The organism is Arthrobacter sp. AK01 (genome assembly GCF_021109375.1).
Classification (GTDB): domain Bacteria; phylum Actinomycetota; class Actinomycetes; order Actinomycetales; family Micrococcaceae; genus Arthrobacter.
In genome coordinates this window covers 1-16,711 of sequence record NZ_JAJOHP010000022.1, presented here as the reverse complement: position 1 = coordinate 16,711, position 16,711 = coordinate 1, and the positions used below count along the sequence as shown (strand labels likewise).

The 16,711-nt window shown below is 63.4% G+C and carries 13 protein-coding genes; 11 read left to right on the top strand and 2 right to left on the bottom strand.

The genetic code is table 11. The features are described from left to right. The first annotated feature begins 26 nt into the window (after positions 1-26). The 10 genes from LN996_RS09690 (at position 27) to LN996_RS09645 (ending at position 11,941) form a co-directional block, all read left to right on the top strand. A complete protein-coding gene (locus LN996_RS09690; RefSeq protein WP_231340227.1) occupies positions 27-788 on the top strand; it encodes an SDR family NAD(P)-dependent oxidoreductase in 762 nt (253 codons plus the stop codon). A gap of 160 nt (positions 789-948) precedes the next feature. Next, positions 949-2,019 carry a LacI family DNA-binding transcriptional regulator gene (locus LN996_RS09685; protein ID WP_269215654.1) on the top strand — a complete coding sequence of 357 codons (1,071 nt, stop codon included), beginning with the start codon at positions 949-951 and terminating at the stop codon, positions 2,017-2,019. Between the two features lie 78 nt (positions 2,020-2,097). Beyond that, positions 2,098-3,771, top strand: coding sequence for an ABC transporter substrate-binding protein (locus LN996_RS09680; RefSeq protein ID WP_231340178.1), 1,674 nt, complete (start codon positions 2,098-2,100; stop codon positions 3,769-3,771). Positions 3,772-3,892: 121 nt separating this feature from the next. After that, complete coding sequence (locus tag LN996_RS09675) at positions 3,893-4,870, top strand: ABC transporter permease (protein ID WP_231340177.1); 978 nt, start codon at positions 3,893-3,895, stop codon at positions 4,868-4,870. A gap of 10 nt (positions 4,871-4,880) precedes the next feature. Beyond that, complete coding sequence (locus LN996_RS09670; RefSeq protein WP_231340176.1) at positions 4,881-5,807, top strand: ABC transporter permease; 927 nt, start codon at positions 4,881-4,883, stop codon at positions 5,805-5,807. After that, complete coding sequence (locus LN996_RS09665) at positions 5,804-6,766, top strand: ABC transporter ATP-binding protein (RefSeq protein WP_231340175.1); 963 nt, start codon at positions 5,804-5,806, stop codon at positions 6,764-6,766. The genes LN996_RS09670 and LN996_RS09665 overlap by 4 nt, the downstream gene beginning before the upstream one ends. Continuing rightward, on the top strand, positions 6,763-7,857 hold the full coding sequence (locus LN996_RS09660; RefSeq protein ID WP_231340174.1) for an ABC transporter ATP-binding protein: 1,095 nt from the start codon (positions 6,763-6,765) through the stop codon (positions 7,855-7,857). The genes LN996_RS09665 and LN996_RS09660 overlap by 4 nt, the downstream gene beginning before the upstream one ends. Next, entirely contained in the window at positions 7,854-9,404 is a 1,551-nt protein-coding gene (locus tag LN996_RS09655; protein ID WP_231340173.1) for a glycoside hydrolase family 32 protein, read from the top strand. The genes LN996_RS09660 and LN996_RS09655 overlap by 4 nt, the downstream gene beginning before the upstream one ends. A 137-nt stretch (positions 9,405-9,541) precedes the next feature. Next, on the top strand, positions 9,542-10,966 hold the full coding sequence (locus tag LN996_RS09650; protein ID WP_308102713.1) for a glycoside hydrolase family 32 protein: 1,425 nt from the start codon (positions 9,542-9,544) through the stop codon (positions 10,964-10,966). 30 nt (positions 10,967-10,996) lie between these two features. Beyond that, positions 10,997-11,941: a carbohydrate kinase gene (locus LN996_RS09645; protein WP_231340171.1), complete on the top strand. Its 945-nt coding sequence runs from the start codon at positions 10,997-10,999 to the stop codon at positions 11,939-11,941. A gap of 70 nt (positions 11,942-12,011) precedes the next feature. Here LN996_RS09645 and LN996_RS09640 read toward each other — a convergent pair whose 3' ends face one another. Continuing rightward, a complete protein-coding gene (locus tag LN996_RS09640; protein WP_231340170.1) occupies positions 12,012-13,760 on the bottom strand; it encodes an L-aspartate oxidase in 1,749 nt (582 codons plus the stop codon). A gap of 71 nt (positions 13,761-13,831) precedes the next feature. Here LN996_RS09640 and LN996_RS09635 point away from each other — a divergent pair, with 71 nt between their 5' ends. Next, positions 13,832-14,773, top strand: coding sequence for a LysR family transcriptional regulator (locus LN996_RS09635; RefSeq protein WP_231340169.1), 942 nt, complete (start codon positions 13,832-13,834; stop codon positions 14,771-14,773). A 40-nt stretch (positions 14,774-14,813) separates the two neighbouring features. Here the strand turns inward: LN996_RS09635 and mtr are convergent, their stop codons facing one another. Further along, positions 14,814-16,226: a mycothione reductase gene (gene mtr, locus LN996_RS09630; RefSeq protein ID WP_231340226.1), complete on the bottom strand. Its 1,413-nt coding sequence runs from the start codon at positions 16,224-16,226 to the stop codon at positions 14,814-14,816. Between the last annotated feature and the right edge of the window lie 485 nt (positions 16,227-16,711).

Here is a 16,711-nt window from a genome sequence, read left to right as displayed (position 1 = left end):
CGAAGGACCAATCTGCAGTGATTGATATGACCGACCGGACCGTCGTGGTCACGGGTGCCAATGGCGGCCAGGGCCTGGCCGAAGCTCTGATGCTGGTTACGGCCGGGGCCACAGTCATCGCAACGGACCTGACCCCGGAACCGTCCACTGCCCTGGAGGCAGTGGTCACGAAGCACCTGGAGCGCATTGCCTATCGACAACTTGACGTCACGCTGCCCGACGCGTGGACGGCTCTGTCCCGTTTCGTCCGGGATGGATGCGGCGGCCTGGACGGCTTGGTCAACAACGCCGGGATCACCCGCCGCAGCCGCCTGCTTGAGGCAACCCCTGCTGACCTCGCTGCGGTCTCGGACGTGAACGTGACCGGTGCCCTTTTGGGGATGCAGGCCTGCGTCCCGCTGATGGCGCCGGGGGCTTCGATCGTCAATGTCGGCTCGGTGGCAGCCCTCACCGGCCACTACCCGGTGGCCTACACTGCCAGCAAGTGGGCGCTGCGAGGTCTCACCATCGCTGCCGCCACGGAGCTTGGAGCCCGGGGGATCAGGGTGAACTCCGTTCATCCGGGATTCATCGAGACACCCATGACCGCAGGTGCCAATCCCGCGTTCAGGAAAGCGACCATAGCCGAGACCCCACTCGGCCGCACGGGTACGCCCGAGGAAGTAGCCGCCGTCGTGCTTTTCCTCCTCAGTCCCATGGCCGCTTTCGTCACCGGCGTGGACCTTCCAGTAGACGGTGGGCAAAGCAGCCATGGAGGCGCCAAATCCGTGTCGGACGCCTTGCGCTGACCTGCGCGGTGCGGGGTGTTGACACACATGAAGTAACGCGGGTAACCTGAGTCACATGTCCGGCAGGTAACGCGCGTTACTAAACCAGGGTTCCCCGCCGAACACATCAGACTACGAGAGTCTGGTGAAGACTCAGATCGAAGAAATCCCGGAGCATTCGATGGCGAAAAGCACCACCCCAGGCGAGACCGTACCCGTACGGCAGCGGGGCGTCACCATGAAGGACGTCGCCAAGCACGCCGGTGTCTCCCGCACTGCAGTCTCGTTTGTGTTGAGTAACCGCGAGAACGCAAGCATTTCAGAGGAAACCCGCACCCGGATCAACGACGCCGTGCAGGAATTGGGTTACCGCCCCAATGCCGGCGCTCGCGCGCTCGCGTCCCGACGCAGTGATTGGTACGGAATTGTCACTGAGATCGTCACTGCACCATTCGCCGTCGACATCATCAAAGGAGCCCAGGACCAAGCCTGGCTTGACCGCCGGTTCCTGCTCATCGCGCCCTCCGACCAGGCCGATGCCGTAGGACCCAACCAGGGGCTGGAAGATGCTGCAACCGAAAAGCTGCTGGAACAACGAGTGGAAGGACTCCTGTACGCAGCCACCTTTCACCGGGGCGTCCACGTTCCGGTCAGTGCCAATGAAGTACCCACCGTCCTGATCAACTGCTTCGACGCAGACGGAAAGTTGCCCTCGATCGTCCCTGACGAGCGCGGTGGTGGTCGCGTGGCGGTGGAACATTTGCTCCAAGCCGGCCACACCCGGATTGGCGTCATCAACCTTGACCCAGATATTCCTGCTGCAGTGGGGCGACTGGAAGGTGCCCGCGAAGCACTCGCCGACGCCGGACTGGAGCTGGATCCGGAACTGGTGGTGTCCGGATATGCAACGGCCGACGGGGGCTACGACGCCGCGTGCCGGATCCTGGATCGCTACCCGGAAAGCGACAGGCCGACTGCGCTGTTCTGCCTCAACGACCGTATGGCGATGGGCGCCTATGACGCCATCAAAGAACGGGGACTGACCATCCCCGGGGACATCGCCGTGATCGGCTTCGACAACCAGGAACTCATTGCGGCCTACCTCCGGCCGAAATTGACTACCGTTGCGTTGCCTTTCGAAAAAATGGGCGCCCTGGGTGTCCAGACACTCGCCGCTCTTACAGCAGGACAGCCGATCCTTGCCGACCAGCAATTGGTCGGCTGTCCGCTGCTAGAACGCTCTTCGGTCTGACCGCGAAATCAACGTCGAAGAGCAGACCCTTACCCACCCCTTCACCTAGCGGATGAAGATAGGAAAGAGATAACCATCATGACACAACCCCGATACTTCCGGGCTGCCCGGATGACAGCGGCAAGCCTTGCAGTGGGCGCGATGCTGCTCACCGGCTGCACCGCCAACGTCGCCAAGACCGGGACCTCCGACGCGGGAGCGAACGCCAGCGCGTTCCTCACTATCCCGCGTGAGGACATGGGCACCTTCGTGCAGAACTTCAACCCGTTCGCACCCACGGTTAATCCCATGGTTCAGCAGTCCATCTACGAATCCCTCCTGATCTTCAACCCGGCAAAGGGCGACACGGTGCCGTGGCTCGCCACCGAGTGGAAGGCAGCAGAGGACGGCAAATCGGTCACCTTCACCCTTCGTGACGGCGTGAAGTGGTCCGACGGGCAGCCATTCGTGGCTGACGATGTTGCCTACACGTTCGAGCTCCAGAAGAAGATCAAGGGCGGCTTTGAGTATCTGGACACCGTCACGGCCGAGGGCAACAAAGTCACCTTCACCTTCAACAAGCCGTGGTCGCCAGCCCTCTACGACGTCGGTCAAGTCAGCATCCTGCCCAAGCACATCTGGTCCGCGTTGCCGGACCCGGAAAAGGACGCGAACGCCAAGCCGGTAGGTACCGGACCCTATACAGAAGTGGATACTTTCCAGGCCCAGTCCTTCGTGCTGAAGAAGAATCCCAACTACTGGCAGCCTGGGAAGCAGAAGATCGCCGGCATCAAGATGCTCGCTTTCGCAGGAAACGACGGCGCCAACCTCGCCGCCGCGAACGGGGACGTGGACTGGGCTCCGCAGTACATTCCCAACATTGAAAAGACCTTCGTTTCCAAGGACAAGGAACACCGTCAGTACTGGTTCCCTGCCACTGGCGCCATGATCAACTGGCAACTCAACACCACCAAAGCGCCGTTCAACGACGTTGACGTGCGCAAAGCACTGAGCATGGCCGTGGACCGCGACCAGGTCACCAAGATCGGCATGAGCGGATACGCGAAGCCGGCGGACTGCACTGGACTCTCCGGGAACTATGAGACCTGGAAGAACGCCGCGGTCAAGGACAACTGCACGTGGACCAACCACGACGTGCAGAAGGCCAACGAGCTGCTGGACAAGGCAGGTTATCCCAAGGGAGCCGACGGGAAACGCACGTTCAAGGACGGCAAGCCCTTCGAGTTCAAGATCTCCGTGGGCGCGACTTCTTCCGATTGGTTGTCCGTGGCCAACGTCATCGCGCAGAACCTGGCCGAGGTGGGCGTCACTGCCAAGGTGGAGTCCCCCGACTGGGCTGCAGTGGTGGCCGGCTACGAGACCGGCGACTTCGATTCCGGGATCGTCTGGAGCGCCAACGATCCCAGCCCTTACAAGTACTTCAACACCTCCATGGGCACCGCCACTGTGAAGCCGGTAGGCACCAAGACGTTTGATAACTACCACCGCTTCGGCGACACGAAGGCCGATGCCCTGCTGTCCGACTTCGCCGCAGAGGCCGACGAATCCAAGCAAAAGGACATCGCCAACAAGCTGCAGGAAGAGTACAACGACGTCGCACCGCTGGTGCCGCTGTTCTCCGGCCCTGAATGGGGTGCCTTCAACGACACCCGCTTTACTGGCTGGCCCACCGAGGACAACCCGTACGCCACGCTCTCCGTGCGTTCACCTACAACGGTGCTGGTCCTGACCACGCTGGAACCGCGCAAGTAGTCCCTCTTCCCCGGACTTAGGCCCTCCAGGCCTCACACCGCACGCCCGGCGGCTCCGCCGCTGACCGGCCAACCGCCGGGCGTGCCCCCACATTTCCGCAATTCCCGAATGGAGGGAAACCGTGCGCTTCATCCTGCGTCGCCTGGGTTTCTACCTGATCGCCTTCTGGGCATCCATCACCCTGAATTTCATGCTCCCGCGATTCATGCCGGGCGACCCCGTGTCCCGCATGTTCGCCCGTTCCCAAGACCGAATGCAACCCGAACAGATCGAGGCCCTGCGCAAACTGCTGGGTGTTGATGATCGGCCCATGTGGGAGCAGTACATCGACTACATGCACAACATTTTCACCGGGCAGATGGGTGTCTCCATCTCCCGTTTCCCCACTCCGGTCACCGAGGTCATCTCGTCCCAAATCGGCTGGACACTCCTACTGGGCGGAACCGCACTGGTGATTGCCGCCGTCGTGGGTAACCTGCTGGGCATCCTGGCCGCATGGCGGCGCGGAGGCGCGATCGACTCCGCGCTCCCACCCGTGCTGGTTTTCATCGGTTCGTTCCCCTACTTCTGGCTTGCGATGGGGGCGCTGTACCTGTTCGGCGTGGTGCTCGGTTGGTTCCCGATCCGGCACGCGTTTACGGACGGTTTGGAGCCGGCGTTCACCTGGGAGTTCATCGGCGACGTCGGTGCGCACCTTGTGCTGCCCGCGCTGACGATTGTGCTGGTCTCCATCGGCGGCTGGATGCTCGGCATGCGCAACACCATGATCGCCACCAATTCCGAGGACTACATCACCATGGCCGAAGCCAAGGGACTCCGCCCGGGCCGGATCATGCTCCGCTACGCAGCACGCAATGCCATGCTCCCGTCGGTGACGAGCTTTGGCATGGGACTGGGATTCGTCGTGGGCGGTGCCCTGCTCACAGAGGTCGTGTTTGCTTATCCCGGCGTCGGCTACCAGCTCCTCAACGCTGTCCAAGGCCTCGATTATCCGCTCATGCAGGGCCTGTTCCTGACCATCACCGCCGCTGTTCTGCTGGCCAACTTCCTGGTGGACATCCTGTACGTCCGCCTCGACCCGCGCGTGCGCAGCAACTAGAGGACTGATCATGACTACCGCACTTCTGAAGCAGCCAACTCCAACACCGGCTGTCCGCAAGCCCAACCGCAGTTTTGTTCACGGCCTCATCAGCAACAAGAAGGCGCTGACAGGCATGGCCGTGATGGTCATTTTCATTGCCCTTGCCCTGCTGGCGCCTGTGCTGTTTCCGGGCGATCCCTCACGGATCACGGCCATGGCCTCCCTTGAACCGTCGGCCGAGCACTGGCTGGGCACCACCGCCAAAGGTCAGGACGTGCTCGCCCTGACCGTCCACGGCTCACGTAGTTCGCTGTTCGTGGGACTGACCGTGGGCTTGGCGTCCACCTTCATCGGTATCCTGGTGGGCCTCGCCTCGGCGTACTTCGGCAAATTCATTGACGAAGCACTGTCCCTGGTCACCAACGTCTTCCTGCTCCTGCCCGGCCTGCCGCTGCTGGTCATCCTGGCCGCTTTCCTTCCGCCCGGCCTGGGCACCGTAATCCTCGTCCTGGTGGTCACCGGATGGGCCGGTTCAGCGCGCGTCCTGCGCTCACAAGCGTTGTCCATCCGCTCCAAGGACTTTGTGGCCGCGGCCGTCGTGTCCGGCGAACGGGCCGGGAGGATCATGTTCCGCGAGATCCTGCCCAACATGGCCTCGATCGTCATGGGTACCCTCCTTGCCTGCGTGATCTACGGAATCGGCGCACAAGCAGGCCTGGAGTTCCTGGGACTGGGCGATGTCAGCACGGTCTCCTGGGGCAACAACCTCTTCTGGGCCGGCAATGAAGGCGCCTTGCTGACCGGCAGTTGGTGGGTCTTTGTACCCTCCGGCGTCTGCATCGCACTGGTGGCGTTCGCCCTCGCCCTCATCAACTACGCCGTGGATGAGGTCACCAACCCGCGGCTCCGAAAGATCAAGACCCCGAAAGACACTGAAAGGAACGCCGCCAAATGACCATCTCCCAAGTTTCCTTCGGCTCCCACGAACCTGTGCTTGACGTCAAGGACCTCACGGTCAAGTACATCGGCGACACCCGCTCGACCACCGCCGTCGACCACGTTTCCTTCAGCATTGGCACCGGTGAGGTATTCGGCCTCGCGGGGGAGTCCGGCTGCGGGAAGTCCACCATTGCCAACTCGATCATGCGGCTGCTGAAGGATCCGGCGAAGATTGCCGGCGGCAGCATTTCCTTCGGTGGAAAGGACGTCCTGGCCATGAGCCCGGAGGAGCTGCGGCGCTTCCGCTGGCAGGACGTGGCCATGGTGTTCCAGTCGGCCATGAATTCACTCAACCCGGTGCTGACCATCGGCGAACAGATCGTGGATATCTTCACCACCCATGCCGGCTACTCCCGCAAGGAATCAATGCGGCGTGCCGGTGAGCTGCTGGAACTGGTAAGGATCGATCCCGCCCGGCTCAAGTCCTATCCGCACCAGCTCTCCGGCGGCATGCGTCAACGTGCGGTCATCGCCATGGCCGTGGCGCTCAAGCCGTCCCTGTTGATACTGGACGAGCCCACCACCGCCCTGGATGTGGTGGTACAGCAAGAAATCATGGCGCAAATCAAGGAACTCCAGCGCGAGCTCGGTTTCTCCGTCCTCTTCATCACGCACGATATGTCCCTCATGGTGGAACTCTCGCACCGCATGGCCGTGATGTACGGCGGCCGGATTGTGGAGACCGCGAAGGCCCAGGATGTGTACGCCACCCCTCGCCACCCTTACACCCAGGCGCTGATGGGCGCCTTCCCGCCGCTCACCGGTCCCCGTGTTCCGCTAACCGGCCTGCCCGACGGCGTGAAGTTCCGGAATATTCCGGACCTCGCCGAGGTGGCACCCGGCCATTTTGTGGCCCCGTTTGGTGCCGACGCTTCGGTTACTGATGCCGCAAACCTGGAAGGGGCTGCACGATGAGCCACTCACTGATGACCCCATCGGCCGTGTCCAACACCGGCACCCCTGCCCTGGAGATTCGCGGTTTGGGAAAGACTTTCCCCATTGGAGGGTTGTTCGCCCGCGATTCTGTCCGCGCCCTGCACGGGATCGATCTCACTATCGGCACGGGCGAAATCGTGGCGCTCGTGGGGGAGTCCGGTTCCGGCAAGAGCACCTTGGCCCGCTGTGTAGCGCGGCTCGAAAAGCCGAGCTCGGGGGAGATCCTGATTGACGGCGTCGACGTCCTCAAGCGCGACCGGTTCCAAGCCTCGCGCGCCTTCCGATCGCAATTGCAAATGGTCTTCCAAGATCCCTTCGGTTCACTGAACCCGGCCCACAGGATGGATCACTTCCTGCGGCGCTCGTTGGCGATCCACGGCAGGAGCGGCGGTTCTGAGAGCGAGACCCAAAGGCGGCTTGAAGAACTCATGACCACCGTTGGCCTGCAGGCGGACATGCTGAACTCGTATCCGCACGAGCTCTCCGGCGGACAGCGCCAACGCGTTGCGATCGCCCGGGCCCTCGCCGTTGAACCGCAGGTCATCCTGGCCGACGAGCCCACCTCCATGCTGGATGTTTCAGTTCGGATCGGGGTGCTGAACCTGATGCGCAAGCTCCGCGACGAGCAGGGCATCTCCATGCTCTACATCACCCACGACCTCGCGTCCGCACGGTACCTGGCGGACCGGACCGCGGTCATGTTCGCCGGCGAATTGGTGGAGGAAGGCGAGTCCCTGGACCTTTTGGCCAATCCTGCGCACCCGTACACGCAACTGCTGGTTTCAGCTGTCCCGGACCCTGCCCGTGCAGGCTCGTATGATCCGGTCCGCAGGGCAGAATTGCGGCAAGCGGTCATGGCCTCGAAGCAGTGCGCGTTCCACGGCGATCCGAACCAAGCATGCTCGTCCAAAGAACCTGTGCGCCATCAGGTTGGCGACCCCGAAAACCGTCACTGGGTCCGCTGCCACCTCTATAGGCCGTGGGCCGCTGCCGGCAGCCATGCCTTGGCGAGTGAACCACTGCAATCCAGCCACCCGGCGTCGAACGCTCAAGAAGAGGCTTCCGCATGACTGAACTTACCCACCCGCTCGCCACCATTCCGCGAGACGAGTTGCTGTCCCGCGCCGAGGCCGACCCCCTCCGCCCGCGATTCCACTTCGTCTCGCCGGCCGGTTGGCTCAACGATCCCAACGGGGTCAGTCAATGGAACGGCACGTACCACCTGTTCTACCAGTACAACCCTGAGGGTGCTTTCCACCACCGTATCCAGTGGGGCCATGCCACCAGCACGGACCTGGTCACCTGGACTGATCAGCCCGTGGCCTTGGAACCTTCCGCGGGACCGGACGCCGAGGGCTGCTGGTCGGGGGTGTTGGTGAACGACGGCGGTACGCCCACCTTGGTGTACTCGGGGCGGTATGAGGACAAGGAACTGCCCTGCGTCGCCGTAGGATCACCGGACCTGCTGAAGTGGACCAAGGATCCAGGAAATCCTGTCATTGGCGCCCCGCCGGCCGGCGTCGACATCACGGCGTACCGCGATCACTGTGTATGGCGCGAAGGCGGCAAGTGGCGGCAACTGGTGGGTTCGGGGATTCGGCACCTCGGCGGCACGGCGTTCTTGTATGAGTCTTCGGACTTGCGGTCCTGGGACTACCTCGGGCCGCTGTTCATCGGCGATGCGTCCCTGGGTGATCCTGCGGACACGGACTGGACCGGGACCATGTGGGAGTGCGTCGATCTGTTCCGGGCAGGACAGGGATCGTTGGGGTCTGCACCCGCTGATGGCTCGCCGGATGTGCTGGTTTTCTCCGCATGGGACGACGGCGAAACCCGCCACCCGCTGTACTGGACCGGCCGCTACGCCGGGGACGCCTTCGAGCCGGAGGCGTTGCACAGGCTGGACTATGGAGGCCGCTTCTTCTATGCACCGCAGTCTTTCCAGGATGAGTCCGGCCGACGCGTCATGTTCGGCTGGATGCAGGAAGGACGAAGCGACGCAGCAATGGTGGAAGCCGGCTGGTCGGGCGTCATGAGCCTGCCGCGCGTCACCACCGTGGCCAAGGATGGAACCTTGGCGTTTTCACCGGTTCCCGAAATCGCGAAACTGCGCAGCGATCACGTCAGCGTTCCGGCCCAGGTGTTGGTGGGGGCGGGAACGTCCGTGACGACGGGTGTGTCCGGCAACCAGCTGGACCTTGAATTGGACGTGCAACTGGCGCCCGGAGCGGAGGTTCGGCTCGGAGTGCTGGTGTCCACGGACGGTGCTGAGGAAACGGTGATCGTGCTGGGCCGGGCTGCTGACGGAACACCCACCGGCACGCTCCGCCTTGATCGCACGCGCAGCAGCCTCAACCCATCCGTGGATGTGGAGGACAAGTCCGGCGCCCTTCCCATGACTGACGGTCGTGTTCGCCTGCGTGTCCTGGTGGACCGGTCCGCCGTCGAAATTTTCGCCAACGGAAAACCGCTCACAGCCCGTATCTACCCGACCCTCGGCGGTGAGCGCGTGACGCTGGCCGCCACGGAGGGTTCGGCGCGGCTCCTCTCATTCGACGCTTGGACCATGGCCGGAGTCTTTGAAGAGACCCGTAGCCTCCTGCCGGAACGGAAGTGACACCCATGGAAAAAACACCATCAATCTCCCGCCGCGGCCTCCTGACCGGGGCTGGTGCAGCAGCGCTGGGCGGGTCCTTGGCGCTGTCCAGTGGCCCCGCCGCGGCGGCAGGCAGCCCTTCGAAAGGATCATCCCGGATGCGGCCGGTCTATCACTTCAGCGTGCCTGACAACTGGAAGAACGATCCCCAGAGACCCATCTACCTGGACGGGGAGTACCACTACTACTACTTGTACAACGCTGACTACATCAAGGGCGGGGGCGGCACATCCTGGCGCCGTGCCACCACCACCGATCATGTCGCATTCCGGGACCGCGGGGTCGCGATACCCAAGTTCAGCAACGGCAACGGTGACTGCTGGTCCGGTTGCATGGTGGTTGATGAGCGAAACACGGCGGGATACGGGGCGGGCGCGGTCATAGCCCTTGTTACCCAGGCGCCCGAAGGCCGGCAAGCGCAGTACCTCTGGTACTCCAAGGACAGGGGACGCTCTTTCAAGCCCGGCGGCCAGGCCCCGGTACTGCCCAACCCCGGGGTGCACGATTTCCGCGATCCCAAGGTGATCTGGGACGAGGACCGCGGCCGGTGGTTCATGGCCAACGCAGAAGGGCAAAAGCTTGGTTTCTACACCTCCCCGGACCTGCGGTCCTGGAAGCGTGTTGGAGAGTTCCTTCGCAGCGACCTGGGGCTTCTTGAGTGCCCTGACCTCTTTAGGATGACTGCCGACGACGGCACCTCCCACTGGGTCCTGGGCACCAGCGCCAACGGCAAGGGCCGCGGACTGCCCGCGACGTACGCGTATTGGACCGGAGCTTTCGACGGCAGTTCATTTAGCCCCGACCACGCCGAGCCGGAATGGCTGGATTATGGTTTCGATTTCTATGGCGCAGTGACGTACCCGCATCATGATGCTTCGGGTGCGGAGGACCCAACCCTCCGTCGGGCCATTGGTTGGGCAAACTTCTGGGACTACCCCCACAACACCCCAACCCTTGCCACTGACGGCTACAACGGCGATGACATGATTGTCCGCGATGTCCGGCTCAAGCGTGGAAACGGGGCCTACTACCTCGCATCCACCCCCACGTCTGCACTGGAAGACCATGCGAAGCGCACCCATCGACTCGGTGATGTGGCCGTTGCGGGTACTCATGACCTGGCGATCCGCTCCGACGCTTACGATCTGAGCTGCGAGCTGGCCTGGGACCCGGCGGCGCCGCCAGCCAATCTCGGGCTGGAGGTATGCCGTGCGCCTGGTGGAGGCAGGCATGTGGCCGCGGGCGCCTTCCTGCGTGGTCCGTTTACCTACGTCAACCGCCGCCCCACCATCAACCCCACTGCCGGCGAAACCCAAACCCCTGTGGACCCCTCCACGGGGAGGCTCACGCTACGCATCCTGGTGGACCGCACCAGCGTGGAGGTGTTCGTCGGCGATGGGCGTGTGGTGCACTCGCACCGGGTTTTCCCGCTTGAAGGCGATGACGGCATCCGACTCTACGCCCACGAAGGAGCGGCCACGTTCCGGAACCTGACCATCCGTGAACTTAAGGTCACGCCGTAGCCCGCCCTTGAGAAGAAGGAGAGACAATTGATGGGTTACCTCAACACCGCCTCAGACCGACCGCATCCCGAGCTTGATGTGATGGTGGTCGGTGAAGCACTTATCGACGTTGTTACCACCGGGAGCCGAAGGGAGGAACACCCTGGCGGGTCGCCGGCCAATGTCGCCTACGGACTCGCACGTCTTGGTGTCACCACAGGGCTCCTGACTGCCATCGCCCCGGACGCGTGGGGGAGGCGCATAGAAGAGCATCTCAGTGGCGCTGGAGTAGTGGTCCTGCCGGGATCAAAAACCCTCGTCCGCACGGCATCTGCCACGGCAACCGTAGCCGCCGATGGCTCCGCACATTACGACTTCGATATCTTCTGGGATCTGGCGCCCCAGACCCATGCCTTCTTCCCGAAAATATTGCACACCGGGTCCATTGCCACTTTCCTTGAGCCGGGCGCCGGTGCGGTAAAGTCCCTGCTGGAACAAGCCCACCGGCACTGCGTGATCACTTACGATCCCAACATCCGCCCGGACCTGCTTGGCAGCCATGCGGAAGCGAAAGCGGTCTTCGAGGACCTGGTGACCTTCACCGACGTCGTTAAACTCAGCGACGAGGATGCGCAGTGGCTATACCCGGGTATGAGTATTGGCGAGACGGCCGCTCACATCCTGGGGCTGGGTACCGGCCTAACAGTCATCACCAAAGGCCCCGAAGGTTCCTACCTCAGCACCCCGGGCTTTGACGTCACCGTTCCCGCCGTGAAAACCAAGGTTGCTGACACCATCGGTGCGGGAGACTCCTTCATGTCCGCCCTGATTCTGGGATTGCTTAATAGTCCAAGCGACGGATTCGCCCCGGCCGTTCTGGAGCAGCTTGGACGCACTGCCGCTGCGGCCGCGGCCATCACTGTGCAGCGCGCGGGAGCAAATCCGCCAACCCTTGAGGAGCTGAACGCCGTGGTGCACGTCGGCGCGGTGATCTAAGCCGGATAGTCCTGATGCATGGAGTCGACCGGGGGCTCAGCCGTGCACGTTGACCGGGGGCCCGTTTGCCTCACTCGACAAGCTTGCCAGCGACGGAGTCCTCGGTGTGGGCCTCGGCCAAGGCTCGGAAGGAGTCTGGAGCCGGGGCCAGCGTTTCGAAGCTGACGCCTTCGCCTGGGGACCAAACAAAGTTGCCCTGCAGTGACGGATCAAGTGCTGGGAAGTCTGCCCGGTTATGTGCTCCGCGGGTTTCCCGGCGTTCAATGGCACACTCCAAGGTGGCCCGCGCGGCGAGGAGCGATCCCAGCAGGTCGTAGGCGTGGGCCAAGTCGTCGAACCCCGCGATGTCCGGGTGGGCCGTAACGAAACGGGCCCGTTCCTCCAGATCGGCCAGCTTCCGCAGTCCCTCTTGCAGCCCCTGCTCGGTGCGCACCACACCGGCATGTTCGGTCATGACATTGCGCAGTTCACGCTGCAACCGACGCGCTGACTCCGTACCCTTTCCGTTCAACAGGCCCTGCATTTCGTTGCGGGCCAGCCCGACCGCTGCCGGATCCCGACGGACATCGGTACGCGAACGCACGTATTCGGCCACGTGCTCGCCGGTAATGCGCCCGTAGACGAGTAGTTCGATCAGTGAGTTGCCACCGAGACGGTTGGCTCCATGCAGGCCCGAGGATGCTTCTCCAATGGCGTACAGCCCGTTCACTCCCGTTCCGTGGTCCTCCGGTGCTACCCAGACTCCGCCCATGGAGTAGTGGGCGGTGGGCGCGATCTCGATCTTGGTAGTGGTGATGTCCAGCATTTGAAGGTCGATCAGGGTGCGGTAGACCCGGGGCAGTTTTTCCATGATGGTCTCCCGAGGCAGGTGGGAGACGTCCAGGTAGACGCCGCCCTTCGCAGTCCCACGCCCTTCTGCGACCTCGGTGAAGCCGGCAAGGGCAACCCGGTCCCGGGTGGAGAGCTCCATCCGCTCGGCGTCGTAACGTTCCATGAAGCGCTCACCGAGTGCGTTGGTGAGGATGCCGCCTTCTCCGCGTGCCGCTTCGGAGACCAATGTGCCCGCGGCGTCGTCCGGGTCCAGCAGGCCTGAGGGGTGGAACTGGACCAGTTCGGCGTCACGTATCCGGGCACCAGCCAGGGCGGCCAGCCTGAAGGAGTCGCCGGTGTTCTCGTCGCGTCGTGAGGAGGTGTGGCGCCAGATGCGCGTGTGGCCGCCGGCGGCCAGGATGACGGCATCGGCGTGGATCTGCACAGGGGTGCCGTCTACGACGTCGAATCCATAGGCGCCGAATATGGTGCCGTCGGCGACTAGCAGCCGGGTGATGTACACGGTGTCGATGATGGGAACGCTCAACTCGGCCGCCCGGCGCATCAGCGTGCGCTGGATCTCCAGCCCGGTGTAGTCCCCGGCGTAGGCAGTGCGGCGGTATTTGTGCGCGCCGAAGAAGCGCTGGGAGATGCGGCCGTCCTCTTCGCGAGCAAACGGCATCCCCCATTGTTCAAGGTCCTCGATACCGCGGGCAGCGTGCCGCGCAACCGTTTCGACAATGGTCGGGTCGGCCAGGAAGTACGACTCCCGCAAGGTGTCGGCGGCGTGCTGCTCCCAGCTGTCTTCCGGGTCCATGGTGCCCAAGGCGGCGTTGATGCCCCCGGCGGCCAGACTCGTATGTGCATCGTGCTTTCTACGCTTACCTACAGCCAGCACCTGCACTCCTCGCTGGGCGAGTTCAATCGAGGCGCGCAGCCCGGCGCCGCCGGTGCCGATGACCAGCACTGAAGTGGACAAGAGACGTTCTGGAGCTGAAGAAGGGTTCATATCAACAACGGTAGGAGGAGTTCATCGATGTCTCCAATGAATTATCCTGCTCAGGCTGATGCGTTTATGCTATGACCATGAAATTAGACCAGTTGCGCTCCTTCGAGATGGTCGCCCGTGTAGGGCATTTCACACGCGCGGCCGAGGAACTGTATCTCGCTCAGCCGTCACTGAGCCGACAGATCGCCACACTGGAGGCCCATCTCGGTACGGCGCTCTTTGACCGTCGACCTGCAGGGGTCACGCTGACTAATGCGGGAGAGCTGCTCCTGCCCATTGCCCGCCGCATGCTCGGCGACGCGCAGGCAGCGCAGGACCAGATTCAGGAGCTTGCGGGATTGCGCCGCGGCCGCGTTCGCCTTGGTGCACCACCTACGCTGTGCGTTTCGCTGGTGGCCGATGTGCTGGCCGCTTTCCGCAGCGCCCATCCGGGAGTGGAATTGCACATCACTGAAGGCGGTTCGCGTTTTCTGGTTGAAGCGCTTAACGAAAGCACGCTGGATCTGGCCCTGGTGGTCACGCGCGGAACAGACCCCTCTGCTCCCGGCATTGAGTTGGTCCCGCTCCTCTCCGAGGAACTGGTGGTCATTTCCGCCGCCACATCGGGGTCGCCGGAAGAATTCACGCTCGAAGCACTCGCAGGCGTACCGCAAGTGGCCTTCAACCGCAGTTATGACCTGCGCGTGGCGACAGATGCTGCGTTCGCCGCGGCCGGTTTCGAGCCCCTGATTGCCGTCGAGGGTGGGGAAATGGACGCCGTACTTCGGTTTGTGGAACGCGGGTTGGGCGTGGCGGTCGTGCCGGCGATGGTGGTCATCGACCGTCCCGGGCTACGCAGTGCACGTTTGGTTCGTCCCTCCCTGACGCGGACCGTCAACCTTGCCCGTCGCAACGACGTCGGGCCTTCAGTGGCTACCGCCGCAATGCAGCAGTTCATCTTCGACACTGTGGACCGGCTCGCGGCACCGGGGACCGAGCTGTCGCGCCTGGTGACGGCAGCGCCACGTACTTGACGGAACGCCGGGCAGGCCGGCCAGCCAAGGCAGGGCGACGTCAGGGTCTGAAGGTGAGGCCTAACAGGGCGTTTTCGGTGACTTCGGGTAGTGCGGGGTGGATCCAGTATTGCTTAGCTGCAAACTCGCGGACGTCGAGGTCGAAGGCCAGGACGGTGATCATTTGCTGGATCAGGGTTGATGCTTGCGGGCCCATGTAATGGGCGCCGAGGAGCTTGCCGGTGTCTTGGTCGGCGATGAGTTTGCAGATACCGGTGGTGTCCTCCAAGGCCCAGCCATAGGCGACGTCCCCGTAGTCCTGGACCTTGACCGTGACCTTGTGGCCGTGGTCGCGGGCCTGGGATTCGGTCATACCGACGGTGGCGATCTGGGGGTGGGTGAAGGTGGCGGCGGGGACGTGGTCGTGCGGCATTCCCTGCAGGTTATCCGGGTTCAGCAGGTTGTGTCGCACGGCCCGCATCTCGGCGTTGGCCACGTGTTTGAGCATGTAGGGCGAGGAGACGTCGCCGAGGGCCCAGATACCTGCGGCGGAGGTTGACCGACCATACTCATCGACCTTGATGCGCCCGTCGTTTGTCATCTCGATTCCGCCGGCTGGCAGGTCCAGCAGGTCCCCGTTGGGGATGCGCCCGGTGGCGACCAGCAGTACCTCCCCGGTGGCGGAGGAGCCGTCGTCGAGCCTGACGGTGATGCCTTGGTCTGTCTGATCGGCGCCGATGGTGGTCCGGCCGGACCGGACGTCGAAACGGTCGGCTGCCAGGGTGTTGAACCGGTGGCGCAGGTCCTGGTCGAGGTTCCGCAGGAGCGTGGAGCGGGCAATGATCGTGACGTCCGTGCCCAGGGCCTCGAAGACGTGGGCGAACTCCATGGCGATGTAGCCACCACCGATGATAACCAAGGACTTGGGTAGCTGCGGGAGCCGCATGATGTCTTCGTTGGTGTGGTAGCGCACGCCCGACACGGTGATGGCATCGGGGATGAACGGCCGGGACCCTGCGGCGATAACCACCTGGTCACCGGAGATGGTTCTCTGCTGGGCGCCTTGGCCAGTGCGCAAGGTGCGTTCTCCGACGAAGACGGCGTGCTGGTCATAGACGTCGATGTTCGGGGACTGAGGGCCACGGCGGTATTCCTCACCGGCGGCGGCGATAGGGTCGACGCGGTTCTCGAAGATCCGGTTGACGATGCCCGGCCAGTCCACCGAGTCGACCGTGGCTTGAAGGCCCAGGCGCCCGGACTCAACAATATCCAGCGCGGTGTCGGCGGTGTGCACATACATCTTCGACGGGATGCAGCCTGCGTTCAGGCAGGTTCCGCCGAACGACCCTTTCTCGATGATCGCGATCGACCGGTCGTCGAATTCAGGTCCGGGAATGGAGTTCCCCGACCCGGTGCCGATGATGACCAGGTCGTAGTGTCGATCCACGGTGGTCTTGCTGGCATTGGTGGGCATCTGGGTGGTCCTCACTCCGGGGTCTTCTCCACCTTACTGAACTCGGCGCGAACGGGACGCCCGTGCGATGCCTAAGTGTTCCCGGAAACCAAAGTGATGCTGTGTGGGTCCAGCTGCTCGCCGGGTGCGGGCTGTGGAAGTCTTTCGGCTCTCATGGATGATGAGGAAGATGTTGACGGTGGCTTCGATAGATCAACTGTGGCGCCGCTGACAAGGATCGTTGGCGCTATCCGCTCGAGATGCGACCGGGTCTGGGACACGAGATCGAGGGTGCCGCCGCTGAGCACCCATTGCTCCGCACCTCGCTTGAATGCAGACCTCGTTCGTCGGAATCATTGCCGCCGTTCACGAGGTCCCGCACAAAAACCCCAGGCAGGGGGGGCCGGGGGGGGGGCCCGCGCGGGGGGGGGGGGTGGGTGAGGGAGTTGGGGCCGGCCCGGCCGGGCCCGCGCGGCGGGGTGGGCGTGCGGCAGCGCCCACCCCCC